This is a genomic window from Mesorhizobium sp. B1-1-7 (assembly GCF_006442705.1).
Taxonomy (GTDB): Bacteria; Pseudomonadota; Alphaproteobacteria; order Rhizobiales; family Rhizobiaceae; genus Mesorhizobium; species Mesorhizobium opportunistum.
The window spans coordinates 98,987-121,920 of record NZ_VFWQ01000010.1 but is presented as its reverse complement, the minus strand read 5'-3'; the positions used below and the strand labels follow the sequence as shown (position 1 = coordinate 121,920).

The window sequence follows — 22,934 nt, the reverse complement described above, 5'->3', positions numbered from 1 at the left end:
CGGGCGCCTTCCCCCACGTCGGGCGCCTTCCCCCACTCCGTCGCTGCTTCGCAGCGCCACCTCTCCCCCCTCCGGAGGGAGAGGAAAGGTGCCTCCTAGCATAAGCTCGCGCCCTTCCTCTACCCCGTCGATCGGGGGAGAGGTGGCGCTGCGAAGCAGCGACGGAGTGGGGGTCGACTGCTCATCGCGAGCCGTTGGTGGCGATCCAGATGACGTGGCGCGCGCCGCGCTTGCCGTTGGCGCGCGTGTTTACCTCTTCGACCGCGAAGCCGGCCTGCTTCAGCCGTCGCGTGAAGCCGCTGTCCGGGCCTTGCGACCACACCGCCAGCACGCCGCCAGGCTTCAGCGCCGTGCGTGTGGCCTTGAGGCCCGCCAGGCTGTAGAGCGCATCGTTGCCCTTGTGGACGATGCCTTCGGGACCATTGTCTACATCGAGCAGGATGGCGTCCCAGCGGGAGGGCTGCGATCGTATCAGCTCTCCGACATCGGTCTCCCGGACCTCGACCCGGGAATCGTCGAGACAGCCGCCAAACACTTCCGTCATCGGGCCACGTGCCCAGGCGACCACCGCCGGCACCAGTTCCGCGACGACGATGCCGGCGTCACTGCCCAATTCGGCGAGAGCGGCGCGCAGGGTAAAACCCATGCCAAGCCCGCCAATGAGGACCTTCGGTTGGCGATGGCTGGCAATCTTCCGGCAGGAAAGCCTGGCCAGCGCTTCCTCGGAGCCGCTGAGGCGGCTGTTCATCAGCTCATTGGTGCCGAGCATGATCGAGAATTCGGAACCGCGCCGCTTGAGGCGAAGCTCCTGCGCGCCATCCCCGGTCTTTGCCGAATCGAGCTGGACCCAGGGGATCATGGGCTTCGTCTGACCACGATCTTTCCGGAAAACCGGAGGCCACTTTTCGGGATCATGGTCTAAGCCGCGACCGCCGGCTGGCTCCAGCGGGCGGCGAACAGCCGGTAGGGGATGAGCGCGACAACGGCGATGATCAGCTTCACCGAGAGGTCGCCGAGCGCCCAGGACACCCAGCGCATGGCGTCGACATGGAAAACACCCATCAGCGGCGCCGTTTCGAGCGCAAAACCGTCATTGGGGCCGGCGAAGGCGAAAGCGGCCGAAAATGCCACGGTAAAGAAGACCATCGTGTCGAACACCGATCCGACCAGCGTGCCGACGATAGGCGCCCGCCACCAGCTCTGCCGGCGCAAACGGTTGAACATGGTGACGTCGAGCAATTGCGCGGAGAGGAATGCCGCCCCGGAAGCCGCCGCGATGCGCACCAGCCGGTCGGCGGCGGTCTCGAATTCGATCAGGCCATGACGAAACAGGAAGGGCGGAACGAGGATCGAGCAGACCACCGCCGTCATGAAGCCGACAAAGACGATCCGGCGCGCCACGGCGGGTCCATAGCGGCGGTTGGCGAGGTCGGTGACCAGGAAAGAGAAGGGGTAGGTGAAAGCGCCCCAGGTCAAAAGGTCGGCCAGCGACAGGCTGCCGATTTGGCCCTGCATCGGGAACTGCACGAGAATGTTCGAGGCCACGACGACAAGCGCCATGGCGGCCACGAAGGGCAAATACCGCGAGAATGAAGTCATTTTTTTATCCTGGGTAATGGAACCAGCGGAGCATTATACCGATCGGATGATGCTCGCTTCGTATTCGAGCATCGGATTGTCAAACCTTGCGGCTTCTATCCGATGCCCCGGAGGCCAACAAGAGCTTGGCGAGAGACCAACAAGAGGTTGGCCAGAGACCAACAAGGAGTTGGCCAGGGCGGTAGTCCCCCGCCTTTAAACGATGTCAGGCAGCGACCTGCTCGGCCAGCTTCTTGGCGATCTGCTTCTTCAGCAGGCGCGCGCGCTGCGACAGTTCCTTGACGTCGGCCTTGGCCAGGAAAGCATCGAGACCACCGCGATGTTCGACCGAACGCAGCGCGTTGGCCGAGATGCGCAGGCGCACGTTCTGGTTCAGCGCTTCCGAGATCAACGTCACATTGACGAGGTTCGGCAGGAAGCGACGCTTTGTCTTGTTGTTGGCGTGGCTCACATTGTTGCCGGTCTGGACTGCCTTGGCAGTGAGTTCGCAGGTGCGGGACATGGTTCTAACCTTCAGTTCTCTCGGGACCTGCCAAACCTTTGTGCCCACGCCGGGTGGCGCGCGGTTCTGGTCAGGCGGCCTTATGGAAAAAGTTGGCGTTCCATAGTTGCATTTCACCGGGGCGTCAAGCTCCGGCTTCCCCACGGAAGCGCCCGGCATTTCATATTAAGGCCGGAATTCACCCTATAAGCGGTCTCATAGGGACATGCCAGACCGGAGTTGCCCGCCTCCGGCCGAAAATCAAGGATCCGATCCCGCCATGCCTCGTTCGTCTCACGCATTTGTTGCCGTGCTTGCCATCGCCGTGCCCTCCGCCGCATCGGCGGCCTCGCCGCAGTCCTTCAAGGGCGAATATACCGTGTCGTTCCTTGGTCTCTCGATCGCGAGATCGACCTTCGCGAGCCACTACGAGAATGGCGCCTACGCGATCGAAGGTAGCGTTTCGGCCGCTGGCCTGGCCAAACTGTTCGACGATACGCGCGGCACGATCTCGTCCAAGGGCACGATTTCGGGCCAGAAGATGGTGCCGCAGGCGTTCCGCGCCGACTATACCTCGGGCAAGAAGGCGTCGGCGATCGACATCCGCTTCGCCAATGGCACGGTGACCTCGACGCAGGTCGTCCCGGCGCCGGGCAAGCGCGACCCGAAGGCCTGGGTGCCGATCGGCGCCGGCGACCTGGCAGGGGTGCTCGATCCGATGGCGGCGACCGTCATCCATGCCGACAGCCTCGACCAGGTCTGCGGCCGCAAGGTCAAGTTCTACGATGGCGAGATGCGCGCCGATCTGACGCTGACCTACGATTCGAAAGGCATGATCTCGGTGCCGGGCTACAAGGGCGACACCGTCACTTGCCGGATGGGCTTCGAGCCCGTGGCGGGCTATCGCAAGGGCCGCAAGGCGCTCAACTATCTCAAGAACAAAAGCCGCATGATGGTGACGTTTGCGCCGCTCGGCCAAACCGGAGTATATGCGCCGATCCATGCCACGGTCGGCACGCAGATCGGCACCTTGACCATCAGCGCCGGGCGTTTCGAGGCAGTGCAATAGACCAGGCCCGCCACTGGCGACAGAATGGGGCGCGCCACTGGAGACGGAATGGCGCGCGCAACACTGATCGGCTTTTCGGCGGTCGCCATGTGGGCGCTTTTAGCGTTGCTCACCGACGCGTCCGGCAAGGTGCCGCCGTTCCTGTTGTCGGCGATCACTTTCTCGATCGGCACCGGGGTCGGGCTTGTCGCGCGCCTTTTCATGCCGGCCGCGGATAAAAGCCAGAAAATACCGCCGCAGGTCTGGCTGATCGGCATTGCCGGCCTGTTCGGCTACCATTTCTTCTACTTCACCGCGCTGCGTAACGCGCCTGCCGTCGAGGCGAGCCTGATCGCCTATCTCTGGCCGCTGCTGATCGTGCTCGGTTCGGCGCTGATGCCGGGCGAAAAACTGGCGTGGAACCATGTCGTCGGCGCGCTGCTTGGCCTTGCCGGCACGGTGCTGATCGTCACCAAGGGCGGCGGGCTGGCCTTCGACGCGCGCTACGTCTTCGGCTATGCCATGGCCGCCGTCTGCGCCGTCTTGTGGTCGTCCTATTCGCTTCTGTCGCGGCGTTTTCCGTCGGTGCCGACCTCGATCGTCACCTGGTTCTGCGCGGCGACGGCGTTGCTGTCGTTTGCCTGCCATCTGCTGCTGGAACAAACGGTGCTGCCTGACGGTGCCGGCCAGTGGCTCGCCGTGCTCGGCCTTGGCTTGATGCCGGTGGGCGCGGCCTTCTACGCCTGGGACATCGGCGTCAAGCGCGGCAACATCCAGGTGCTGGGCGCCGCGAGCTATGCGGCGCCGCTACTGTCGACGCTGGTGCTGGTCGCGGCGGGTGTCGCCGAACCGTCGCTGCGCATCCTGGCCGCTTGCGTGCTCATCACCGGCGGCGCTGCCTTGGCGGCAAAATCGCTGTTCCTGCGCAAGCCGGCAGCAGCCCAAAGCGAGGCCGAGGCATCCGAAACCGGAGCCCGGGCATCCGAAACCGGAGCCGGGGCGTCCGAAACCGGAGCCGGGGCATCCGAAACCGGAGCCCGGGCATGACGATGCCGTTTGCCGGCGGCATCGACGCCAATGCCAATGCGACGCTGATCTTTTCGCTGGTGGCGGCGGTCATCTACGCCTTCACGCTCGGCATGCCACCGTCGCTCGCCCGCTCGGCGGCAAAGACGCTCGCCGTGGCAATGCTCGCCGTGCTTTCGGCGCTGCAAGGCGGCCCGCTGCTGCTGGCAGCTGCCCTTGCGCTGAGCGCCGTCGGCGACGCCTTCCTGTCGCGCGACGGCGAGAAGGCGTTTCTGGGCGGGCTGGCGAGCTTTCTCATCGCCCACATCGTCTATGTCGCGTTGTTCTTGCGCAGTGGCGACGGATTGGGCGTTCTCGGCGCCGAATCCTGGCGCGGCGCGATCGCGCTGGCGATGGCGGTATTCGTGATCGTCATGCTGGCGGCGTTATGGCGCCGGGTCGGCCCAGGCCTGCGCATTCCGATCGTTATCTATGTCGTGGCGATCCTGGCGATGGGCCTGTCGGCGCTGACGACGAGCAGCGCCTGGGTAATCGGCGGCGCCGTGCTGTTCATGGCATCGGATGCTTTGCTCGCCACCGAGAAATTCCTGGTCGCCGCCATCTCGCCGCATCGCGCCTGGATGCGCTTGGCGGTGTGGGTGCTGTACTACGCCGCCCAGCTCGCGATCACGTTGGGCTTCCTGCTGGGATAGGCTGCCAGCCCGGCGCGGCCAGTTCGAAGGCGGCGAAATCGAACCCTGGCGCCACGGTGCAGCCGACCAGCGTCCATTCGCCCAGGCTGCGCGCCGATTGCCAGCAGCCCGCCGGCACGACGATCTGCGGCCGTTCACCCGCCGTGAGTTCGATGCCGAGCACCTGCTCGACGACGGCACTGCCTTCTTCCCACATCGACAATGCCAGCGGCGCGCCGGCATAAAAATGCCAGACCTCGGCGGCGTCCTTGACCCGGTGCCAAGCCGAGACCTGGTGCTGTTCCAGCAGGAAATATATGGCGGTCGAATGGCCGCGCGCGCCGCCGGCGTCGTCGCGAAAGGTCTCGGCGTACCAGCCGCCTTCCGGATGCGGTTTCAGGCCGAGCGTTGCGATGATTTCCGCGGAGCTGGTCATGCTAGCGCGGCGCTCAGAAGTTGTCCTTGCGCTTGCGGATCTCGGCGAACACCTCGGCATCCCCGGCCTTTTCCATGCCCAGATGCTTGCGGATTGCCGGATCGTGCCAGCGCAGGAAGGGATTGGTCGACAGTTCCTCGCCGATCGTCGTCGGCAGGGTCGGCTTGTTGTCGGCCCGCAGTGCCTCGATCCTGGCGGCGCGCTCCCTCAATGCCGAGTTGGTCGGGTCGACGGTCAGCGCGAAACGCGCGTTGGCGAGGGTGTATTCGTGGCCGCAGTAGATGACCGTGGCGGCGGGAAGTGCCGCAAGCTTCTTCAGCGAGCCATACATCACCGGCGGCTTGCACTCGAACAGCCGACCGCAGCCCAGAGCGAACAGGGTGTCGGCGGTGAACGCAACTTTCGATGCCGGCAGGTGATAGGAGACATGGCCGGCGGTGTGGCCGGGGGTCGCGATCACCTCGATGCGTTCCTCGCCGAGATGCAGGACCGAGCCCTCTTCGACGGTTTCGTCGATGCCGGGGATCTTGGCCTTTTCCGCTTCCGGGCCGACGATGCGCAGCTTGAAGCGTTCCTTCAACGCCAGATTGGCCTCGACGTGATCCATGTGGTGGTGCGTGGTCAGGATCATCGTCGGCGTCCAGCCGGTGCGCTTGACCGCGGCCAGGATCGGCGCTTCCTCGGGCGCATCGATGATCGCGGTCTGGCCGCTTTCGGGGTCATGCACCAGCACGCCGAAATTGTCGCTGCGGCACATGAACTGTTCGATTTCGACCGGCATTGCATCTCTCCATCTGTCGCCGCAGACATAGGGCGCCAGCGTGCGGATGTCATCCCGGGGATGACAACTGTCACTCCCGGGGATGACAACTGTCACTCCCGGAGATGACAAGTGTCACTCCCGGAGATGACGGGTATCACTCCCGGAGATGACAAGTGTCACTCCAGGGATGTGGCGGTCGCCTCGGGCCTTTGTTGAATCCGGCCGATATCACGGCTACATCCCTGACATGCATTCCGACATCGTCGATCTTCGCTCCTTCTATTCGACAACGCTCGGCCGGTTCGCCGAGCACTCGATCACCATGGCGCTGTCGTCGATATGGGCCACTGTCCCGAATGAGCGGCTGGTCGGCCTCGGCTACACATTGCCCTGGCTGGAGCGGTTCGGCTCCGATGCCGAGCGGGTCTTTGCCTTCATGCCGGCGACGCAGGGCGCCGTCGTCTGGCCGACGACAGGGCCGACGGCGACGGCCCTGGTTTTCGACGAGGAACTGCCGCTGGTCGATTCCTGCATCGACCGCATGCTGCTCGTCCATTCGCTCGAACATGTCGAGAATCCGCGCGAGACGCTGAACGAGATCTGGCGGGTGCTGTCGCCCGCGGGGCGCGTCGTCATCGTCGTGCCGAACCGGCGCGGTGTCTGGGCGCGTTTCGAGCATACGCCGTTCGGCAATGGACGGCCGTTCTCGCGCGGGCAGCTCACGGAACTGTTGCGCGAGGCGAATTTCACGCCGGCGGCCTGGTCGGATGCGCTGTTCTTCCCGCCGTCACGGCGGCGCTTCATGATGCGCTTCCACAATGTGCTGGAGCGCGCCGGCCGGCGGCTATGGCCGATCTTTTCCGGCGTCATCGTCGTCGAGGCGCAGAAACGGCTCTATCAAGGCGTGCCGGTGGCGCAGCGCGCGTCTCGCCGCGTCTTCGTGCCGGTGCTGTCGCCGCATGGCGCGACACGGCTCGGCCGCCGGGCCGAGGCCACTGCATCGCCCTCTCAGGTGAAACCTTCGTGATCACGGCGGAAATTTGCATCGTGCGGCATTTCCCAACCTATCTGTCGTGGTGAATTCGCAGCCAGATTGATATGCGAATGCCGCTTGTTCTCTTCATCCGGTTTCAGCACCGCTTCTGAACGTTAGGAACCTCCGATATGGCTGATCAACCGGAAAAGGGCGCCACGGTCCAGCTCGTTGCCGTCGAAGCCAGCAGCCTGCGCGACCAGGTGGCGACGATCAGACTGGCGCTGGTGGGGTCGCCGGTTCGCAAATGGTTGCTGTGGACGTCTGTCGGCATCATGGCCGTCATCATCGCGACGTCGATCGGCCAGGTCCTGCTCAACCGCTGGAACCAGCCCTTCTACGACGCGCTCGCGCGCCGCGACATGGCCGCCTTCGTGCATCAGCTCGTCGTCTTTGCGATGATCGCCGGCGGACTGCTGGTGCTCAATATCGGCCAGACCTGGCTCAACCAGATGATCCGGCTGAAGCTGCGCGAGGCGCTGACGCTGGACCTGATCGACCAGTGGATGCGGCCGGCGCGCGCCTTCAGGCTCGCCAATGCCGGCGCCATCGGCGTCAATCCCGACCAGCGCATGCAGCAGGATGCCGCGCATCTCTCGGACCTGTCGACCGATCTCGGCGTCGGTCTCTTACAGTCGCTGATCCTGCTGGTGTCCTTCGTCGGTGTGCTGTGGCAATTGTCGTCGGGCTTCGTCTTTCACGTCAACGGCTGGTCGCTGGCCATACCGGGCTACATGGTCTGGGCGGCCTTCCTCTATGCCGGCACCGCTTCCTGGCTGAGCTGGCTGGTCGGACGGCCGCTGATCCGCCTCAACAGCGACCGCTACACACGAGAGGCGGAGCTGCGGTCCTCGATGGTGCGCGTCAACGAGAATGTCGATGCCATCGCGCTTTACCATGGCGAAGCCGATGCCAGGCGACGGCTCGAACTCGACCTCGGCACGGTGCTGGGCGCCATGCGGCGCATCTATACCGCCCAGATCAACCTGTCCTGGGTGACCGACACCTATGGCTGGATCACGGTGGTGGCGCCGATCCTGGTTGCCTCACCGGTCTATTTCTCGGGCGATATCAGCTTTGGCGGGCTGATGATGGCGGTCGGTGCCTTCAACCAGGTCCATTCTTCGTTGCGATGGTTCATCAACAACATCGGCAGCATCGCCGACTGGCGCGCCACGCTGATGCGCGTCGCCGACTTCCGCATCGCGCTCTATGAAACCGATGTGCTGCACGACACCGAAAAGCGTATCGCCTTCGATCAAAATGCCAATGGCAGCCTGACGTTCGAGAAGCTCCAAGTGGCCTCGCCGGAAGGCTGCACCAAACTCTCCGACCAGCATGTCGAAATCCGCCCCGGCGAGCGCGTCATGATCACCGGCGAACCAGGTGCCGGCAAGACGCTGTTCTTCCGCGCCATTGCCGGGCTTTGGCCCTGGGGCAGCGGAAAGATCGGCCTGCCGGCTGGAGAAACCCTCATCTTCGTGCCGCGTGTCCCGTACTTGCCGGCCGGCACGTTGCGCGAGGTGCTCAACCACGCGAACGGGCATGCGCCGGCGAGTGATGCCGAGATTTCGGCTGTATTGGCCGAGGTCGGTCTTGAACGGCTGTCGGGGTCGCTCGACCGTGTCGGGCGCTGGGACCATGAGCTGGGCGATGACGAACAGCGCTTGCTGGGCGTCGCCAGGCTCGCCTTGCGGCAGCCGAAATGGGTGATCATCGACGAAGCGATGGACGCATTCGACGGTCCGTCGCTGCGGCGGGTGCTGGCAATGCTGGAAAAGCACCTGAAGGGAGCCGCGATCATCAACATCGGGCGCGGCCAGCACAACAACCAATTCTTTCCGCGCGGCTTGACGATCGTCAAGGATCCCGACGCGCCGGCGCTGAAGCCTGTCCATGTCAGGGCCGGCGCGATCGAACCGCCGCCGGTAGCGGCTCATCGCAAAAAATAGGCGTTTTCTCCGGTTGCGAGCGCAAAACCTTATTTTGCCGTGATCGCAATGGAAGATTTCCTGCAGAAACAACCTGGCATTGGCCATGCTTGATGCACTGCGCCTGCTTGCTTGCCTTGCCTGCGCCCAGGCAACTCCCGTCGGCTCGCCACCGGAGGCATCGGCCGTCGACGTCGAGCTGGTGCTGGCGGTCGACATCTCCTTGTCGATGGATGAGACGGAGTTCGCCCTGCAACGCGCCGGCTATGTCGAAGCGCTGCGGCATCCCGACTTCATCCAGGCTGTCCGTTCCGGCAATACAGGCCGTATCGCGATTGCCTATTTCGAATGGGCCGGCACGGTGCGCGATGACGCGGTCATCGGCTGGCAGGTCATCGACGGCGCCGAGAGCGCCAACCGCTTTGCCGACAAGGTCGCGGCGCGCCCGTTCCGGAGTTTTCGCGGCACCTCGATTTCGACCGCGCTTGCCTTCGGAGCCGGGCTGTTCGACAGGACGGATTTCGCCGGCGAACGCAGCGTCATCGACATATCGGGCGACGGTCCCAACAATATCGGGCCGCCGGTCACCGCCACGCGCGATGCGGCCGTTGCCAAAGGCATAATCATCAACGGTCTGCCGATCCTGATCAAGCCGTCGCCGACCTTCAGCCATCTCGACCGGTATTATGCGCAGTGCGTGACCGGCGGGCCTGGTTCCTTCGTGCTGCCGATTTATGCGTCCGCGGAGTTCTCGACGGCGATCCGGCGCAAGCTGATCCTCGAAGTGAGCGGCATTCAGGACAAGGCCAAGGTCACCCCCATCGAGACGGATGCACCGATCGACTGCCTGCAAGGCGAGCGGGACAGGCGGTTCCTGTCTGATCCGTATTTCCCGGAACTCGACCGGTAGATCGTCGGCCGCGCCGGCGCCGCAGCAAATTAGTCGCGAACTTCATCGTAGAGATCGCGACGCCAACGCCGGCCATGGACGTAGCCATTGATCAGTTCCGGCAATGAATAGCCAAGCGCTTCCGACGAGCGGTTAGCCATGTAGCCTGCGAAGGCCTCAGGTATCCGACCTTTGAGAAGATCGGCGATGATCTGCCGCGTGATCATGAACGGCGGGACGTGAGGGTAGCAGCGGGCGATATGCGGGTGTTTGCCCATCAGGTCCGCATAGGCTTCGACGTAACCCGCCCTGCGGCCAGAAATCGAATTCTGCGAACTATGTTTCGTCCAGTCGATATCCTTGGACAATTGCGCGCCGAAGCGTCTTGCCAGGCGCAGCAACAATTCCCGATCCTGCATCCGGGTGATGTCGCTGTCGTAGCCGCCGATCGCCAGCAAGGCGTCGCGACGGGCCGTTATCGCAGAGCCGGCGACGAAGGCCGTCTGTGCCACCACCGCTCGCTCCAGCATTGATGGGCTCAGAAAAGCAGTCCGGTTGACGCTGTTGGTGGCTCGGTTTCCCTTCAGGGAAACGTATGAAGAGAGCAGCACCTGAAGCGCCGGATTGTCATCAAACCATTTCAAGGTCCGTTCGACCCGATGCGGCAAGTAGACGTCGTCCGAATCAAGGAAGGTCACCACCGGCGCCCGCGCCCGCTCGATGCCAGCATTCCTGGCGGCGTTGGCGCCCCGCCATTTCGCGCCGACATAGATCAGCCGAGGATCGCGAATACGGGCCAGCGCCGCCTCCGTACCATCGGTGGAGCCGTCGTCGACGACGATATGCTCAAGCCTAGGCATGCTCTGGGAAAGCACGCTTTCGACGGCGCGCAACACTTTGTCGCGTCGATTGTGGGTCGGCGTGATGACCGTGATGAGGGGAGAGCGCTCCGTTTTCGCGGTCATGGCGCGTCAGCCGCTTCCAGCGCAAATGTGCGCTTCCTGTCCGGTCTTTCGATCTTCAGGATGGTCGAATGGATCGGGCTTCCCCCTCCGTGACTCCTCGGTCGTGTTCGGCGTGAAGCTATAAAAAACAGCGGCCCCTGTCACGCGTCGTGCAACGGTACAATCGCGCGCGAGACGACGAATTGGTGCGGCGCGCGGTTCAAATGCAACACCGTCGCCCCCAGTCTTCCCGTGAATCAGTCTTCCGCGAATCAGTCTTCCCGGGAATCAATCTTGCGAAGATGGCCAAACCCGGAGCGGAATTGCATGCATTCCTTTACGTCAGACGTAATCGCATCGCCGCGGGAGCTTGGGCAGATTGTCCTAGAGACGGAGCATGATCCGAAGGCCGCTTCACACTTTTCGGCATCATGCTCTAGCGAGGCCTGCTGATCGGCTTCGATCCGAAGGGAGTAAGATCATGACCGCCTACGCCGTTGCTCATATGCGCCAAGCCACAATGGGTCCGCAGATTGTCGAATATCTGCACAAGATCGATGCCACGCTGGAGCCCTTCGGTGGCCGATTCCTGGTCCATGGCGGCGATGTCGAGGTGATAGAGAACGACTGGCAGGGTCACCTCATCGTCATCGAATTCCCCGACAGGGAGCATGTGCGCGGCTGGTACAATTCGCCGGCCTATCAGGCGATCCTCGCCCTGCGGACCGACAATTCGCAATCCGACGTCGTCTTCGTCGACGGTGTCGAACATCCGCACAAGGCCACCGACGTCCTGGACTAGATGCGTGGTGCCTTATCGTTTCAGCAGGAACACCGCCTGCTGGCCGAAGAAGTTCCAGAACCACCACGGCATCGACAGGCCGATCTTCTGACCGTTGGCATCGAGCGCGGTTGCCTTTTCCACCGTCGCGCCGAGCTCTTCGCACAGATTGACGAAGTCGCGGATGGTGCAGAAGTGGATGTTGGGCGTGTCGTACCAGGAATAGGGCAGGTCCGAGGTCACCGGCATGCGGCCCTTGACGAACAGCGATAGCCGCACACGCCAGTGGCCGAAATTGGGGAAGGACACGATCGCCCGGTTGCCGATCCGGAGCAATTCGTCGAGCACCAGCTTCGGGTTGCGGGTGGCCTGCAAGGTCTGCGACAGGACGACGAAGTCAAAACCCTTGTCGGGATAGAATTCGAGATCCTTGTCGGCATCGCCCTGGATGACCGAGAGGCCGCGCGCCACGCATTCGTTGACGCCACGCTGCGACAGTTCAAGACCGCGGCCGTCGACCTGCTTGGTGTCCTGCAGCAGTTCGAGCAGCGAACCGTCGCCCGAACCGACGTCGAGCACCCGCGACTGCGGCGGGATCAGGTTGGCGACGACCTCGAGGTCGACGCGCTGGTTGCCGTTGACGCTCATGATGTCGCCCCTTGCCTGGCGCATGACCCCGATCCGAACAGTCTACAACTGTTCGGGGTCATGCGCTGACGCCTGGCACATGATCCCGATCCGAAAAGTCTGCAACTTTTCGGGGTCATGCGCTGACGCCTGGCACATGATCTCGATCCGGAAAGTCTGCAACTTTTCGGGGTCATGCGCTGAGCCCTCTCGCCCTTGCCGCCGAGCCGATGAAGCCGTTGATGGCGGCGAACAGTTCCGGTTCGTCGAGCAGGAAGGCGTCGTGGCCGCGATCGGTCTCGATCTCGACGAAGGATACCGAGGCGCCGGCGGCGTTGAGCGCATGCACGATCGAGCGGCTTTCTTCGGTCGGAAACAGCCAGTCGCTGGTGAAGGACACCAGGCAGAACCGGGTCTTGGTGCCGGCAAAGGCGTCCGCCAACCGGCCGCCATGGTCGGCGGCGAGGTCGAAATAGTCCATCGACCGCGTCATGTAGAGATAGGAATTGGCGTCGAAGCGGTCGACGAAGGTCATGCCCTGGTGTCGCAGATAGCTCTCGATCTGGAAGTCTGCGTCGAAGCCAAAGGTCAGTGCTTCGCGATCCTGTAGGTTGCGGCCGAATTTCCGGTGCAGGGCGGCTTCCGACAGATAGGTGATGTGGGCGGCCATGCGCGCCACCGCCAGGCCCTTTTCCGGACGCTTGCCGTGCTCGAAATATTTGCCGCCATGCCAGTCCGGGTCGGCCATGACGGCTTGCCGGCCGACCTCGTGGAAGGCGATGTTCTGCGAGGAATGGCGCGCGCCAGTGGCGATCGGCAGCGCCGAGAAGACGCGCTCGGGATAGCTCGATGCCCATTCCAGCACCTGCATGCCGCCCATCGAGCCGCCGAGCACGCAGAATAGCTTCTCGATGCCGAAATGGTCGATCAGCATCTGCTGCGCGCGCACCATGTCGCGGATGGTGATGATGGGCAGATCGAGCCCGTAGGGCTTGCCGGTGGCTGGGTTGGTCGATGCCGGGCCGGTCGAACCTAGGCAGCCGCCGATGACGTTGGAGCAGATGACGAAGAAACGGTTGGTGTCGATGATCCGGCCCGGGCCGATCAGGACTTCCCACCAGCCCGGCTTGCCGGTCACCGGATTGGTGCTGGCGACATGCTGGTCGCCGGTCAGCGCATGGCAGACGAGGATGGCGTTGGAGCGGGCATCATTCAGCGTGCCATAGGTCTGGTAAGCGATCTGGAACGGCGACAGCAGCGTGCCGGCGTCGAGCTTGAGCGGCTTGTCGGACCCGAAACGCAACAGCGGGCTCGACGGATTGTCGAACTCGTTGTTGGTCTTTCCTGCGCGCAGAGCGGCCATCAATTCTCTCTTGTTGCACCGTGCTTTTCGCGGAAATCGCTGCCGATCTCCGCGCCGCCGATGCGTTCGTCCGGCCGGCCGCGGACAACAAAAAACCGGCATTGCCTTCGCAAAGCCGGTTACGTCACGCAAACGGCCCTTTAGCGAATTGTTTAACGTGGCTGCAAGCCGACCGGCCAAATCACCACGGAACTGTCGCTGTCCTTCTAGAACTCGCCTGGCTCGCCGTCAATGCCGATCCCGGGCCGGTCCTGGGCCGGTCACTGGGCCGGCAGTTGAGCCGGTTGCTGGACCGGCCGCCGGCACCAATGGCGCCTCTCGACATTGCGGGCCATGGCTTGTATTTCCGCAGCGGCTTCCGGGTGGAGGCGGTTTCGACGGATTTTGCAAAAAATGAACCAGACACCGGATCGGGCACGTCCAACGCCGCGCGCGGGCATTATGGACATAGACGCCTACGTGCCCGGCAAGAGCACGGCGCCGGCCGGGGTCGCCAAGGTCTACAAGCTGTCGTCGAACGAGAACCCGCTCGGTCCGTCGCCGAAGGCGATCGAGGCCGCGCGGGAGGTTGCGGGAAAGCTCGACGTCTACCCCGATGGCACGGCGAGGCGGCTGCGCGAGGCGATCGCCGAGGTGCATGGCCTCAACCCGCAGAACATCATCTGCTCCAACGGTTCCGACGAGATCCTTGGCCTGCTGGCGCAGACCTACCTCGCGCCGGGCGATGAGGCCCTGTTCACCGAACACGCCTTCATGGTCTACAAAATCTACATCCAGTCGGCAGGTGCCGTGCCGATCGCGGTCAAGGAGACCGACGAGCGCGCCGACATCGATGCGATACTGGCCGCAATTACGCCGCGCACGAAGATCGTGTTCCTCGCCAATCCGAACAATCCGACCGGCACCTATGTGCCGTTCCAGGAGGTGCGCCGGCTGCATGCCGGCCTGCCGCGCAATGTGCTTCTGGTGCTCGACGCGGCCTATGCCGAATATGTCCGGCGCAACGACTACGAGGCGGGCATCGAGCTGGTCGGCAGCACCGAGAACGTGGTGATGACGCGCACCTTCTCCAAGATCGGCCTCGGCGGGGCGCGGCTCGGCTGGATGTACGGGCCGATGCACATCGTCGATGCGATCAACCGCGTGCGCGGCCCTTTCAACGTCAATGCGACTGCGATCGAGGCCGGCATCGCGGCGATCCGAGACCGTGCCCATGTCGAGCGCAGCGTGGCGCATAACGAGACCTGGCTCGCCTGGCTGAGCCAGGAGATGACCGGACTTGGGCTGCGGGTGACGCCCAGCGTCGGCAATTTCATCCTCATCCATTTTCCCGACGACCAGAAGCATTCCGCGGCGGCGGCCGACGACTACCTGACGGCGCGCGGCTATATTTTGCGGCGCGTTTCCGGCTACGGCTTTCCCAACGCGCTGCGCATGACCGTCGGCACCGAAGAGGCCAATCGCGGCGTTGTCGCCGCGCTTACGACATTCCTGAAAAGCTAGAACGCCTGAAAAGCTGGAACGCCCAGAGCTGGAAACACCATGACATCACCGATGTTTGAAAAGATCGCGCTGGTCGGCATCGGCCTGATCGGCTCGTCGCTGGCCCGTGTCATTCGCCGCGAGGGTCTTGCCAGCCATGTCGCCATCTCGACCCGCAGCGCCGCGACGCTGGCGCGAGCTGAAGAGCTTGGGCTCGGCTCCTCCTACACCACGGATGCGAAGGAAGCGGTGCGTGATGCCGACCTGGTCATCGTTTCGGTGCCAGTCGGCTCGTCCGGCACGGTGGCGCAGGAAATCGCGCCGGCGCTGAAGAAGGGGGCGATCCTCACCGATGTCGGCTCGACCAAGGCCTCTGTCATCGCGCAGATGCAGCCGCATGTGCCTGATGGCGTCCACTTCATTCCCGGACACCCGCTGGCCGGTACCGAAAAATCGGGGCCGGACGCCGGGTTTGCCGACCTGTTCGACAATCGCTGGTGCATCTTCACGCCGCTGCCGGATACCGATCCGGACGCAATGGAGAAGCTATCGGAATTCTGGCGCCGCTGCGGCGCCAACATCGACACGATGGACCCCCAGCATCACGACATGACGCTGGCCATCGTCTCGCATTTGCCGCACATCATCGCCTACAACATCGTCGGTACCGCCGACGATCTGGAATCGGTGACCAAGACGGAAGTAATCAAATATTCCGCCTCCGGTTTTCGCGACTTCACGCGCCTCGCCGCCTCCGACCCGACCATGTGGCGGGACGTCTGCCTGCACAACAAGGACGCCATTCTCGAAATGCTGGCGCGGTTCTCGGAAGATTTGGCGTTCCTGCAGCGGGCGATCCGCTGGGGCGACGGCGACAAGCTCTTCGACCTGTTCACCCGCACGCGCGCCGTGCGCCGCTCGATCATCGAGGCCGGCCAGGATATCGACGCGCCCGATTTCGGCCGCCAGGCGGTCGAGCATCCCGCAAAAAGCTAAGCCTGTTCAGGCCAGGTCGCGGCGACCATCGCCAGTGTCTCGGCCCGGTTTGGCGCGCCGAGCCTGCCGCCGAAGCGCAGGCATTTGAGCGCGGCGGCGGCACTGGCAAAGCGCAAGGCCTGCTCGGCTGGCATGGCTTCCGCCAGCCCGACGGCAAAGGCGCCGTGAAAGACATCGCCGGCGGCCAGCGTGTCGACCGCCTTTATTCTCGGCGTCTCGACATGGCGGATGCCTCTGCTCGCACGATCGGACCACCATGTTCCGGACGCACCGGCGGTCACCGCGACAAAGGCATCGGTGCGGGAGGCAAGGTCGGCGCAAGCGGTCTCCAGATCCAGCGCCTGGCCGCAAATGATGCGGACCGCCGGCTCGGAGGCGACGATGTGCGAGGCCAGCGGCAACAACTGCTCCAGTACCGCCAGCGGCGCTGTATCGGCATCGAGGATGGCCGGACGGCCGGCGGCGCGGGCGGCCTTCAGGGCAAGTGCCGCCGCGCCCGGCCAGCGCACGTCGGCCAGCACGGCATCGAAGGCGGAGAGGTCGGCGACCGGCAACGCTTCGGGATCGGCCTGGGCCTTGCTGTCGTAGAACGGCACGATGATGCGCTCGCCATGCGCGTCGACCAGGATCGAAGCCAGCGCCGAACGGGCGCCGCTGACGCGGCGGACATGGGTGCAATCGACGCCCTCCGCCTCGATCCCGGCAATCAGCTGATCGCCGACGTGATCGTCGCCGGCGCTCGCCCACAGCGACACTTCCGCGCCGAGGCGATGCGCGGCGCAGGCAGCGCTCGTGGCCATGCCGGAGGCGATCTGGACGCCGTCGGATGCGATGAATTTTCCTTGATGCGCGGGGAGGGTGTCGACCCGAAGAATGGTATCGAGCGTCAGCGCGCCGACGCTCAGAAGCTTTGCCGGTCTGTCCATGCCGAAATGCTTAATTGAGAGGCTTGAGCTTGCCCAGCGGAATGAAGCCGAGGGAGGCCTTGCCCTTGACGACCTTCAGCGGCATCGACGGTTCGCTGCCGAGCATGGCGAGTGCGGCGAAACCCTGTTCGATCGCGTTCTTCTGCTCGGGTATGGCGCCGGCCAGAATGGTTGCCACGGCCTTGGGATCCTTGATCCTGATCATCAGATCGGCATTGACCAGGCCTTCGGCATCGACCGACAGCGGCCCGGAAAGGGTGACGCGCGCTGTCCCCGACGACAAATCGAGGTTGCGGATCTCGATGCTCTGGCCGCGCAGGCTTTTCACCTGCGTGCCGACCAGCGCAACGCCGTTGTTCAGCGTGACGTCGCCGCTTGCATCGAGCGCCGGCAGCACGCGGCCACCGATCGCGTCGGCGTCGATCTCCAGATCGCCAAAGCTGCCGGCATAGTCGAGATCCCCGCCATTCGGCTGCAATTGGCCTGATGCCTTGCCGGCGCTGAACAGTTCGACAGGGTCGGTGTCGTCGGCCGGATCGGTCTGGCCCGACAGGCCTTCGGCCTGCAGCGATATGCGGTGCGGCAGCGGATACCACAATTTGACATTGGCCTGCAGGTTGTCCCAGTCGATCCACAGCGGCATCATGCCCGGGACGGAAGTCCTGAGCGGACCGCGCAGACTGGCGACCGGCGACAAGGGCTGGACGATCTGGGCGACGGCATTGAAGGAGCCGGCGGAGGCGGCAATGTTCTTGGCATCGTCCTCGTAGGCGAGATTGTCGCAGGAGACCGTGAAGTTCAGGGGATAGCCGCTGACCTGGAGATTGGCGCAACCGGCCTCGATGCCGCTCTTGTTGAGCGTGGCAACCGCCTTGTCGGCCTCGGTCCTGACCCTGTTGGCCAGATAGAACCAGCCGGCGCTGTAGATGGCGAACAGCACAACGATAAACGCCACAAGCCAGAACAGGCCGCGGCGGGATTTTGGTTGGCGTTCGTCACTTGACGTCATGCTTTGGCTCTCATTAACGCAATGGGTATCGTGGACGGACCTTCGATTCCGACAACACCAGGTAGATATTGACGAATAGGTAGACGGGGACGGACGGAAAAAACACCGGTTTCCGGTGCGGCATTGTCATTCTTTTTGCAATCAGGCGCGGCGATATGGGCGATTTTTGGGTGTTTGGCTATGGTTCGCTGATCTGGCGGCCCGGTTTCGCGCATGTCGAGACACGACGCGCCCACCTGCACGGCTACCGGCGCTCGCTTTGTGTCTATTCCTTCGTGCATCGCGGCACGCGCCAGCGGCCCGGACTGGTACTCGGCCTCGACCATGGCGGTTCCTGCGTCGGCCTGGCGTTCCGCGTCCCTGGCGAGCTGCGCGACGAGGTCATTGCCTATCTGCGTGAGCGTGAGCTCGTCACCAGCGTCTATCTCGAGCGGACGCTGAAGGTCCGCCTCGATGGTGGCGGGACAGTCGAAGCGGTGGCCTATGTCGTCGACCGCAAGCATGAGCAATATGCCGGCGCGCTCGGCGCGGCGGATGCGGCAGCGGTGGTGCGGGGCGCGGCCGGCCAGTCCGGCGACAACGAGGATTATGTCCTCAGCACGCTGAAGCACCTGGAAGCACTCAGCATTCGCGATCACTGGCTAGAAGAGGTGGCGCGGGAGATAGCGCCTTTGTGAAGCGCTGGCTCTGCGGAAAAGGCGGCCAGACCTTTGACCTCAAAGCCGCGAGACCTAGGTTAGGCTGCGAACCCAGCCAACGGGCGGCATCCGCCCTGCCAATCACGGAGATCCGTCTTGCAGAAACGCCGTCTCGGTCGCACTGACCTTTCCATCGCGCCGCTGGTTCTGGGTGGCAATGTCTTCGGCTGGACCGCGGACGAGAAGACTTCGTTCGACCTGCTCGACCGCTTCGTCGGCGCTGGCCTGAACGCGGTCGATACGGCGGACGCCTATTCGCGCTGGGTGCCCGGTCACAAGGGCGGCGAATCGGAAACCATCATCGGCAAATGGATGAAAGACCGCGGCAATCGCGACAAGGTCGTCGTGGTAACCAAGGTCGGCTCTGACATGGGGCAGGGCCACAAGGACCTTTCCGCCGCCTATATCGAGAAGGCCGTCGATGCGTCGCTGAAGCGACTGCAGACCGAAGTCATCGACCTCTATCTGTCGCACTGGCCAGATCCGGCCACGCCCTATGAGGAAACGCTAGGCGCCTACGAAAAGCTGCTCGCCAAGGGCAAGGTCCGGCATGTCGGCTGCTCGAACCTCGACGCCGGCCAGTTGCGCGCCGCTCTCGACGTGGCGAGCCTGCGCAGCCTGCCGCGCTACGAAGTGCTGCAGCCGGAATACAATCTCTACGACCGCTCGTCCTTCGACGGCCCGCTGCACGATCTCTGCGTGGCCGAGGATATCGGCGTCATCACCTATTTCAGCCTGGCCAAGGGTTTCCTGAGCGGCAAATACCGCAGTGAGGCAGATCTTGGCCAAAGCGAGCGCGGCGAGGATGTCGGCAGCTATTTGAATGCGCGAGGCATGCGCATCCTTGCGGCACTCGACGCGGTGTCATCAAGGCATTCCGCCAAGCAGGCGGAAGTGGCGCTTGCCTGGGTGATCGCGCGGCCCGGTATCACCGCACCGATCGCCAGTGCGACCAAGCCTGACCAGATGGATAGCCTGATCAGGGCAGTATCGCTGAAACTGACGGCGGACGACATGGCCGAACTCGACAAAGCGAGCGGCTGAAGCTTCCGGCAACCACCGGCGCACGAACGTCCAAGACGATCCGCATCGCCTGCCATACCGTCCTTCGCACGGGGCAGGATAGAGGATCGGATGGCCGGACCACTTGTTTCGCAGCCGGAGCTTTGGCCTCAGCTGCTCGCGCTGGTGCTTGCCGCCACTGTCGTCATGGGCAGTCCGGGGCCGGCGACGATAAGCGTCACCGCCGTCGGTGCCGCCTTCGGCCTGCGCCACTCGCTGCGCTACACCTGCGGGATCGTGCTTGGCACCGTCGCCGTGCTGCTGGTCGTGGCGACCGGGGTGATGGCGGCGCTGACCTCGATGCCAAGGTTGGCGCCGGTGCTGGCGGTCGCGTCCGCCGCCTATATCCTCTATCTCGCGTTCAGGATCGCCACCGCCCCGCCGCTGGCGGCCCATGCCGCCGAGACGTCGCGCCCGACATGGCTGGCCGGGTTTCTCCTGGCGATAGCCAATCCAAAAGCCTATGTGGCGATCGCCGCCGTGTTTGCCGGCGCCGCTCCAAAGCAAGGCGCCGCTGAGCTTGGCCTATCGTTGAAGCTGACGGTCCTGGCGGCGATGATCATTGTCATCCATGCCGTGTGGCTGCTCGCGGGCGCGGCATTCGCGCGCTTTCTGCGCCGGCCGGTGGCATCCCGGGTCATCAATCTGGTCTTCGCCGCGACGCTGGTGCTGACCACGGTGCTGGCTGTGTTCGGCTGATTGCCTGGCAGCAAAGCTCAGGATTTCGCGCCGAGCTCCCGCAGCCGCTTCACCGCTGTCGGCGGCAAGGCCGGCGGATTCGGCGCTTGGGACGCTTCGATGAGGAGCTGGTCGCAGGCGGCTTCCGTGTCGCCGATCAGCCGCGCCATGAATTCGTCCTTGCCCAGGCCAGGCGGGATCGGCGGCAGGAAGCGCGCCTTGATGGTGCCGGGATAGCGCAGGAACTTGCGGCGCGGCCAATAGAGGCCAGCGACATGGGCAACCGGTACCACCGGAACGCCAAGCTGCGCATAGATTTCGACGATGCCGTATTTGTAGGCCGGCTCGTCGCCCGGCGCGCGGCGCGTGCCTTCGGGATAGATGATCAGCTGGCGCGGGTTGCGCGCCAGTTCCTCCCTGGTCGCCGCGACCACCGCCTTCAGGGCCTTGGAGCGGCTGCCGCGATCGACCGGGATCATGCGCATCTTCAGGATGTACCAGCCGAAGAAAGGGATCCAGGTCAGCTCGCGCTTGAGAATGTAGAGTGGATCCTGGAGGAATGGGAAGAAGGCGATCGCGTCCCAGAACGACTGGTGCTTGGGTGCCAGGATAAAGGAACCCTCGGGCAGGTTTTCCAGCCCGGTGATGTCGTTCTTCGTTCCGGCGATCTTGTCGTAGAGCCACATGCAGGTGCGCGACCAGAATTTCGGCACGAACCAGGCGCGGTGACGCGGCGACAGGAAATAGTAGGGGGTCCAGAGGATCATCTGGACGATCAGATTGACGTAGAAGACGAAGTTGAACGCCAGCGATCTGACATAGAGCATGGGGGAGGTCCGGTGAGGAAGTGTGCGTTGGTTACACCAAGCAGGCGCAAAAAGGAAACGGTACGATACGGCTCATCCTACCAGGTCGCCTGCGCCAGACGTTCCCTGAGGCGCGGGCCGGCAAAGTCCAGGAAGGCGCGCAGTTTCACCGGCAGCCGGCCCTGGCCGGCGTGCACCAGGTTTACCGGCCACGGCTCAGGTTCGAAATCCTCGAGTACGGGCTGCAGTGCCCCTGAGCGTACAGCGGCGACGATCTGGTAGGAGAGCACACGCGTCATCCCGACCCCCGCGGTCGCCGCATCGATCGCCGCCTCGGCGGTGTTGACGCGGAGCCTGGAACGGACAGGGACAGGAACATCAGACTTGTCCACCGCAAAGGTCCATGTGGCGAGTGAGCCTAGGCCCTCGAAGGTGATGCAGCTATGCGTTTCAAGGTCTTTCGGGGTTTTCGGCGCCCCGTGCTCGGCCAGATACGCCGGACTTGCGCAGACGACATGCCGGATCGAACCGACCCTGGTCGCGACCATGCGCGAGTCCGGCAGCCGGCCGATGCGGATGGCGAGGTCGATATGGTCCTCGGCCAATTGGGCTATTCTGTCGCCGAGCGTCAGGCGGATATCCACCTGCGGGTAAGCGGCGAGGAACGCGGTGACGACCGGCAGGACATGGAGGCGGCCGAAAACGATCGGCGCGGTGATGATCAGCCCACCTGTCGGTGCGCTGTACTCGCCGCCGGCGGTACGCTCGGCGTCTCCGACGTCCTCCAGGATACGACGGCAGGCGGCAAGATAGGCATGGCCCGCGTCGGTCAGCGTCAGCCGCCGTGTCGACCGGTTCAACAAGCGTGTCTTGAGATGCCGTTCCAGCTCGGAGACCTTGCGGCTGACAGTCGCTAGAGGAGTGCCCAGACGACGCGCGGCAGCGGAAAGGCTGCCGGACTCCGCCGCCGCGACGAAAAGGGACATGGCTTCGAGGCGATCCATAGTTTTTCCAGAAATTGGAAGGATGAATTGCAGTTATGGCATCTACATCCGCAAGATGGAAGGATGCATATAGGAGGGGCAAATCCAGAGGAATTCCCATGCCCCGCATCGCCACGCCTTCGTCCATCGCCACCGCTCCCGCAGCCGCGCAGCCCATGCTGCAGGCGGTGGAAAAACAGCTCGGTGTCGTGCCGAACCTGTTTCGGATGGTCGCCAACAGTCCAGCCGCGCTTGAAGGTTATCTCGGCATGTCGGGTGCGCTGGCCAAGGGCCGGCTGCCGGCGCCGACGCGTGAGCGCATCGCGCTGGCGGTCGCCGAGATCAATGGCTGCAGTTATTGTCTGTCCGCGCACAGCTATCTCGGCAAGAATCTCGCCAAGCTCGACGACGCCGAGATGATCGCCAACCGCCATGGCGGTTCCACGGATCCCAAGGCGGCCGCGGCGGTGCGTTTTGCCGCCAAGGTTGCGCAAAGCCGCGGACATGTCGGCGATGAAGACCTCGCCGCTGTAAGGCTGGCGGGCTACGATGATGGGCAGATCATCGAGATTGTTCAGCATGTCGCCCTGAACGTCTGGACCAACTATATCAACGAAGTTGCCCGCACCGCGATCGATTTTCCGGTTGTTTCCGCCCGCGATGCTGCCTGAATGAGGGCAGGGCCGGCGGTGTCAGCCGGGT

At 63.9% G+C, this 22,934-nt stretch carries 25 protein-coding genes and 1 riboswitch; of the genes, 13 read left to right on the top strand and 12 right to left on the bottom strand.

Going from position 1 to position 22,934, the window contains the following annotated elements; translation table 11 throughout:
- Positions 1–181 precede the first annotated feature (181 nt).
- The 3 genes from FJ978_RS18595 to rpmB form a co-directional block, all read right to left on the bottom strand.
- The gene (locus FJ978_RS18595) at positions 182–859 is read right to left on the bottom strand and encodes a hypothetical protein (RefSeq protein ID WP_140573225.1); all 678 of its coding nucleotides are present in this window, start codon (positions 857–859) and stop codon (positions 182–184) included.
- Positions 860–918: 59 nt separating this feature from the next.
- Positions 919–1,599, bottom strand: a complete 681-nt coding sequence (locus FJ978_RS18590; RefSeq protein WP_140573224.1) for a queuosine precursor transporter — start codon at positions 1,597–1,599, stop codon at positions 919–921.
- A gap of 205 nt (positions 1,600–1,804) precedes the next feature.
- Positions 1,805–2,101, bottom strand: a complete 297-nt coding sequence (rpmB, locus tag FJ978_RS18585; protein ID WP_010911765.1) for a 50S ribosomal protein L28 — start codon at positions 2,099–2,101, stop codon at positions 1,805–1,807.
- Between the two features lie 259 nt (positions 2,102–2,360).
- On the opposite strand from rpmB, the gene FJ978_RS18580 reads away from it, so the two are divergent.
- Genes FJ978_RS18580 through FJ978_RS18570 form a run of 3 tightly spaced genes read left to right on the top strand, consistent with a single transcriptional unit; the run spans position 2,361 to position 4,846 of the window.
- Positions 2,361–3,149 carry a DUF3108 domain-containing protein gene (locus FJ978_RS18580; protein ID WP_140573223.1) on the top strand — a complete coding sequence of 263 codons (789 nt, stop codon included), beginning with the start codon at positions 2,361–2,363 and terminating at the stop codon, positions 3,147–3,149.
- Between the two features lie 48 nt (positions 3,150–3,197).
- The gene (locus FJ978_RS18575; RefSeq protein WP_140573222.1) at positions 3,198–4,175 is read left to right on the top strand and encodes an EamA family transporter; all 978 of its coding nucleotides are present in this window, start codon (positions 3,198–3,200) and stop codon (positions 4,173–4,175) included.
- On the top strand, positions 4,172–4,846 hold the full coding sequence (locus FJ978_RS18570) for a lysoplasmalogenase (RefSeq protein ID WP_140573221.1): 675 nt from the start codon (positions 4,172–4,174) through the stop codon (positions 4,844–4,846). The genes FJ978_RS18575 and FJ978_RS18570 overlap by 4 nt, the downstream gene beginning before the upstream one ends.
- On the opposite strand, the gene FJ978_RS18565 is transcribed toward FJ978_RS18570, so the two are convergent.
- Both FJ978_RS18565 and gloB read right to left on the bottom strand, forming a co-directional pair.
- Positions 4,821–5,261, bottom strand: coding sequence for a cupin domain-containing protein (locus tag FJ978_RS18565; protein WP_140573220.1), 441 nt, complete (start codon positions 5,259–5,261; stop codon positions 4,821–4,823). The genes FJ978_RS18570 and FJ978_RS18565 overlap by 26 nt on opposite strands.
- Before the next feature lie 13 nt (positions 5,262–5,274).
- Positions 5,275–6,042, bottom strand: coding sequence for a hydroxyacylglutathione hydrolase (gene gloB / locus FJ978_RS18560; RefSeq protein ID WP_140573219.1), 768 nt, complete (start codon positions 6,040–6,042; stop codon positions 5,275–5,277).
- 229 nt (positions 6,043–6,271) lie between these two features.
- Here gloB and FJ978_RS18555 point away from each other — a divergent pair, with 229 nt between their 5' ends.
- The 3 genes from FJ978_RS18555 (at position 6,272) to FJ978_RS18545 (ending at position 9,898) form a co-directional block, all read left to right on the top strand.
- Positions 6,272–7,051: a methyltransferase domain-containing protein gene (locus tag FJ978_RS18555; RefSeq protein WP_140573218.1), complete on the top strand. Its 780-nt coding sequence runs from the start codon at positions 6,272–6,274 to the stop codon at positions 7,049–7,051.
- 137 nt (positions 7,052–7,188) lie between these two features.
- The gene (locus FJ978_RS18550; RefSeq protein WP_140573217.1) at positions 7,189–9,009 is read left to right on the top strand and encodes an ABC transporter ATP-binding protein/permease; all 1,821 of its coding nucleotides are present in this window, start codon (positions 7,189–7,191) and stop codon (positions 9,007–9,009) included.
- 85 nt (positions 9,010–9,094) lie between these two features.
- Positions 9,095–9,898: a DUF1194 domain-containing protein gene (locus FJ978_RS18545; protein ID WP_140573216.1), complete on the top strand. Its 804-nt coding sequence runs from the start codon at positions 9,095–9,097 to the stop codon at positions 9,896–9,898.
- Between the two features lie 29 nt (positions 9,899–9,927).
- On the opposite strand, the gene FJ978_RS18540 is transcribed toward FJ978_RS18545, so the two are convergent.
- Entirely contained in the window at positions 9,928–10,842 is a 915-nt protein-coding gene (locus tag FJ978_RS18540; RefSeq protein ID WP_140573215.1) for a glycosyltransferase family 2 protein, read from the bottom strand.
- Positions 10,843–11,302: 460 nt separating this feature from the next.
- Between FJ978_RS18540 and FJ978_RS18535 the strand changes: the two genes are divergently transcribed.
- Entirely contained in the window at positions 11,303–11,623 is a 321-nt protein-coding gene (locus FJ978_RS18535) for a DUF1330 domain-containing protein (RefSeq protein WP_140573214.1), read from the top strand.
- A gap of 12 nt (positions 11,624–11,635) precedes the next feature.
- Here FJ978_RS18535 and metW read toward each other — a convergent pair whose 3' ends face one another.
- Entirely contained in the window at positions 11,636–12,250 is a 615-nt protein-coding gene (metW, locus tag FJ978_RS18530) for a methionine biosynthesis protein MetW (protein WP_041164566.1), read from the bottom strand.
- Positions 12,251–12,422: 172 nt separating this feature from the next.
- Entirely contained in the window at positions 12,423–13,592 is a 1,170-nt protein-coding gene (locus tag FJ978_RS18525) for a homoserine O-acetyltransferase (protein WP_140573213.1), read from the bottom strand.
- 120 nt (positions 13,593–13,712) lie between these two features.
- Positions 13,713–13,790, bottom strand: a riboswitch (SAM riboswitch).
- Positions 13,791–13,985: 195 nt separating this feature from the next.
- On the opposite strand from FJ978_RS18525, the gene hisC reads away from it, so the two are divergent.
- Both hisC and FJ978_RS18515 read left to right on the top strand, forming a co-directional pair.
- Positions 13,986–15,095, top strand: a complete 1,110-nt coding sequence (hisC, locus tag FJ978_RS18520) for a histidinol-phosphate transaminase (RefSeq protein WP_140573212.1) — start codon at positions 13,986–13,988, stop codon at positions 15,093–15,095.
- Between the two features lie 39 nt (positions 15,096–15,134).
- Entirely contained in the window at positions 15,135–16,070 is a 936-nt protein-coding gene (locus FJ978_RS18515; RefSeq protein WP_181176899.1) for a prephenate/arogenate dehydrogenase family protein, read from the top strand.
- On the opposite strand, the gene FJ978_RS18510 is transcribed toward FJ978_RS18515, so the two are convergent.
- Together FJ978_RS18510 and FJ978_RS18505 are read right to left on the bottom strand one after the other, a co-directional pair.
- Positions 16,067–16,996 (bottom strand): sugar kinase, encoded by a 930-nt coding sequence (locus FJ978_RS18510; RefSeq protein ID WP_140573211.1) that lies wholly within the window; start codon positions 16,994–16,996, stop codon positions 16,067–16,069. The genes FJ978_RS18515 and FJ978_RS18510 overlap by 4 nt on opposite strands.
- 10 nt (positions 16,997–17,006) lie before the next feature.
- Complete coding sequence (locus tag FJ978_RS18505) at positions 17,007–18,005, bottom strand: DUF2125 domain-containing protein (protein ID WP_140573210.1); 999 nt, start codon at positions 18,003–18,005, stop codon at positions 17,007–17,009.
- A 155-nt stretch (positions 18,006–18,160) separates the two neighbouring features.
- Here FJ978_RS18505 and FJ978_RS18500 point away from each other — a divergent pair, with 155 nt between their 5' ends.
- The 3 genes from FJ978_RS18500 to FJ978_RS18490 all read left to right on the top strand — a co-directional run bounded on the left by FJ978_RS18500 (position 18,161) and on the right by FJ978_RS18490 (position 20,464).
- Positions 18,161–18,682, top strand: coding sequence for a gamma-glutamylcyclotransferase (locus FJ978_RS18500; protein ID WP_140573209.1), 522 nt, complete (start codon positions 18,161–18,163; stop codon positions 18,680–18,682).
- Between the two features lie 117 nt (positions 18,683–18,799).
- A complete protein-coding gene (locus FJ978_RS18495) occupies positions 18,800–19,747 on the top strand; it encodes an aldo/keto reductase (RefSeq protein ID WP_140573208.1) in 948 nt (315 codons plus the stop codon).
- 90 nt (positions 19,748–19,837) lie between these two features.
- Complete coding sequence (locus FJ978_RS18490; RefSeq protein ID WP_140573207.1) at positions 19,838–20,464, top strand: LysE family translocator; 627 nt, start codon at positions 19,838–19,840, stop codon at positions 20,462–20,464.
- Between the two features lie 17 nt (positions 20,465–20,481).
- Here the strand turns inward: FJ978_RS18490 and FJ978_RS18485 are convergent, their stop codons facing one another.
- Both FJ978_RS18485 and FJ978_RS18480 read right to left on the bottom strand, forming a co-directional pair.
- Positions 20,482–21,270 (bottom strand): 1-acyl-sn-glycerol-3-phosphate acyltransferase, encoded by a 789-nt coding sequence (locus tag FJ978_RS18485; RefSeq protein ID WP_013892802.1) that lies wholly within the window; start codon positions 21,268–21,270, stop codon positions 20,482–20,484.
- 77 nt (positions 21,271–21,347) lie between these two features.
- Positions 21,348–22,253, bottom strand: coding sequence for a LysR family transcriptional regulator (locus FJ978_RS18480; RefSeq protein ID WP_140573206.1), 906 nt, complete (start codon positions 22,251–22,253; stop codon positions 21,348–21,350).
- Between the two features lie 98 nt (positions 22,254–22,351).
- On the opposite strand from FJ978_RS18480, the gene FJ978_RS18475 reads away from it, so the two are divergent.
- The gene (locus FJ978_RS18475; RefSeq protein WP_013892804.1) at positions 22,352–22,903 is read left to right on the top strand and encodes a peroxidase-related enzyme; all 552 of its coding nucleotides are present in this window, start codon (positions 22,352–22,354) and stop codon (positions 22,901–22,903) included.
- The last annotated feature ends 31 nt before the right edge of the window (positions 22,904–22,934 follow it).

Bases quoted from the DNA above. Each gene is read 5' to 3' on its own strand.
- FJ978_RS18595 (WP_140573225.1), bottom strand. From the start codon at position 859: ATGATCCCCTGGGTCCAGCTCGATTCGGCAAAGACCGGGGATGGCGCG.
- FJ978_RS18565 (WP_140573220.1), bottom strand. From the start codon at position 5,261: ATGACCAGCTCCGCGGAAATCATCGCAACGCTCGGCCTGAAACCGCAT.
- FJ978_RS18555 (WP_140573218.1), top strand. From the start codon at position 6,272: ATGCATTCCGACATCGTCGATCTTCGCTCCTTCTATTCGACAACGCTC.
- FJ978_RS18480 (WP_140573206.1), bottom strand. From the start codon at position 22,253: ATGGATCGCCTCGAAGCCATGTCCCTTTTCGTCGCGGCGGCGGAGTCC.
- FJ978_RS18580 (WP_140573223.1), top strand. From the start codon at position 2,361: ATGCCTCGTTCGTCTCACGCATTTGTTGCCGTGCTTGCCATCGCCGTG.
- FJ978_RS18535 (WP_140573214.1), top strand. From the start codon at position 11,303: ATGACCGCCTACGCCGTTGCTCATATGCGCCAAGCCACAATGGGTCCG.
- gloB (WP_140573219.1), bottom strand. From the start codon at position 6,042: ATGCCGGTCGAAATCGAACAGTTCATGTGCCGCAGCGACAATTTCGGC.
- FJ978_RS18525 (WP_140573213.1), bottom strand. From the start codon at position 13,592: ATGGCCGCTCTGCGCGCAGGAAAGACCAACAACGAGTTCGACAATCCG.
- FJ978_RS18505 (WP_140573210.1), bottom strand. From the start codon at position 18,005: ATGACGTCAAGTGACGAACGCCAACCAAAATCCCGCCGCGGCCTGTTC.
- FJ978_RS18490 (WP_140573207.1), top strand. From the start codon at position 19,838: ATGGCCGGACCACTTGTTTCGCAGCCGGAGCTTTGGCCTCAGCTGCTC.
- hisC (WP_140573212.1), top strand. From the start codon at position 13,986: ATGAACCAGACACCGGATCGGGCACGTCCAACGCCGCGCGCGGGCATT.
- FJ978_RS18590 (WP_140573224.1), bottom strand. From the start codon at position 1,599: ATGACTTCATTCTCGCGGTATTTGCCCTTCGTGGCCGCCATGGCGCTT.
- FJ978_RS18510 (WP_140573211.1), bottom strand. From the start codon at position 16,996: ATGGACAGACCGGCAAAGCTTCTGAGCGTCGGCGCGCTGACGCTCGAT.
- FJ978_RS18540 (WP_140573215.1), bottom strand. From the start codon at position 10,842: ATGACCGCGAAAACGGAGCGCTCTCCCCTCATCACGGTCATCACGCCG.
- FJ978_RS18485 (WP_013892802.1), bottom strand. From the start codon at position 21,270: ATGCTCTATGTCAGATCGCTGGCGTTCAACTTCGTCTTCTACGTCAAT.
- metW (WP_041164566.1), bottom strand. From the start codon at position 12,250: ATGAGCGTCAACGGCAACCAGCGCGTCGACCTCGAGGTCGTCGCCAAC.
- FJ978_RS18545 (WP_140573216.1), top strand. From the start codon at position 9,095: ATGCTTGATGCACTGCGCCTGCTTGCTTGCCTTGCCTGCGCCCAGGCA.
- FJ978_RS18500 (WP_140573209.1), top strand. From the start codon at position 18,161: ATGGGCGATTTTTGGGTGTTTGGCTATGGTTCGCTGATCTGGCGGCCC.
- rpmB (WP_010911765.1), bottom strand. From the start codon at position 2,101: ATGTCCCGCACCTGCGAACTCACTGCCAAGGCAGTCCAGACCGGCAAC.
- FJ978_RS18475 (WP_013892804.1), top strand. From the start codon at position 22,352: ATGCCCCGCATCGCCACGCCTTCGTCCATCGCCACCGCTCCCGCAGCC.
- FJ978_RS18550 (WP_140573217.1), top strand. From the start codon at position 7,189: ATGGCTGATCAACCGGAAAAGGGCGCCACGGTCCAGCTCGTTGCCGTC.
- FJ978_RS18570 (WP_140573221.1), top strand. From the start codon at position 4,172: ATGACGATGCCGTTTGCCGGCGGCATCGACGCCAATGCCAATGCGACG.
- FJ978_RS18575 (WP_140573222.1), top strand. From the start codon at position 3,198: ATGGCGCGCGCAACACTGATCGGCTTTTCGGCGGTCGCCATGTGGGCG.
- FJ978_RS18515 (WP_181176899.1), top strand. From the start codon at position 15,135: ATGACATCACCGATGTTTGAAAAGATCGCGCTGGTCGGCATCGGCCTG.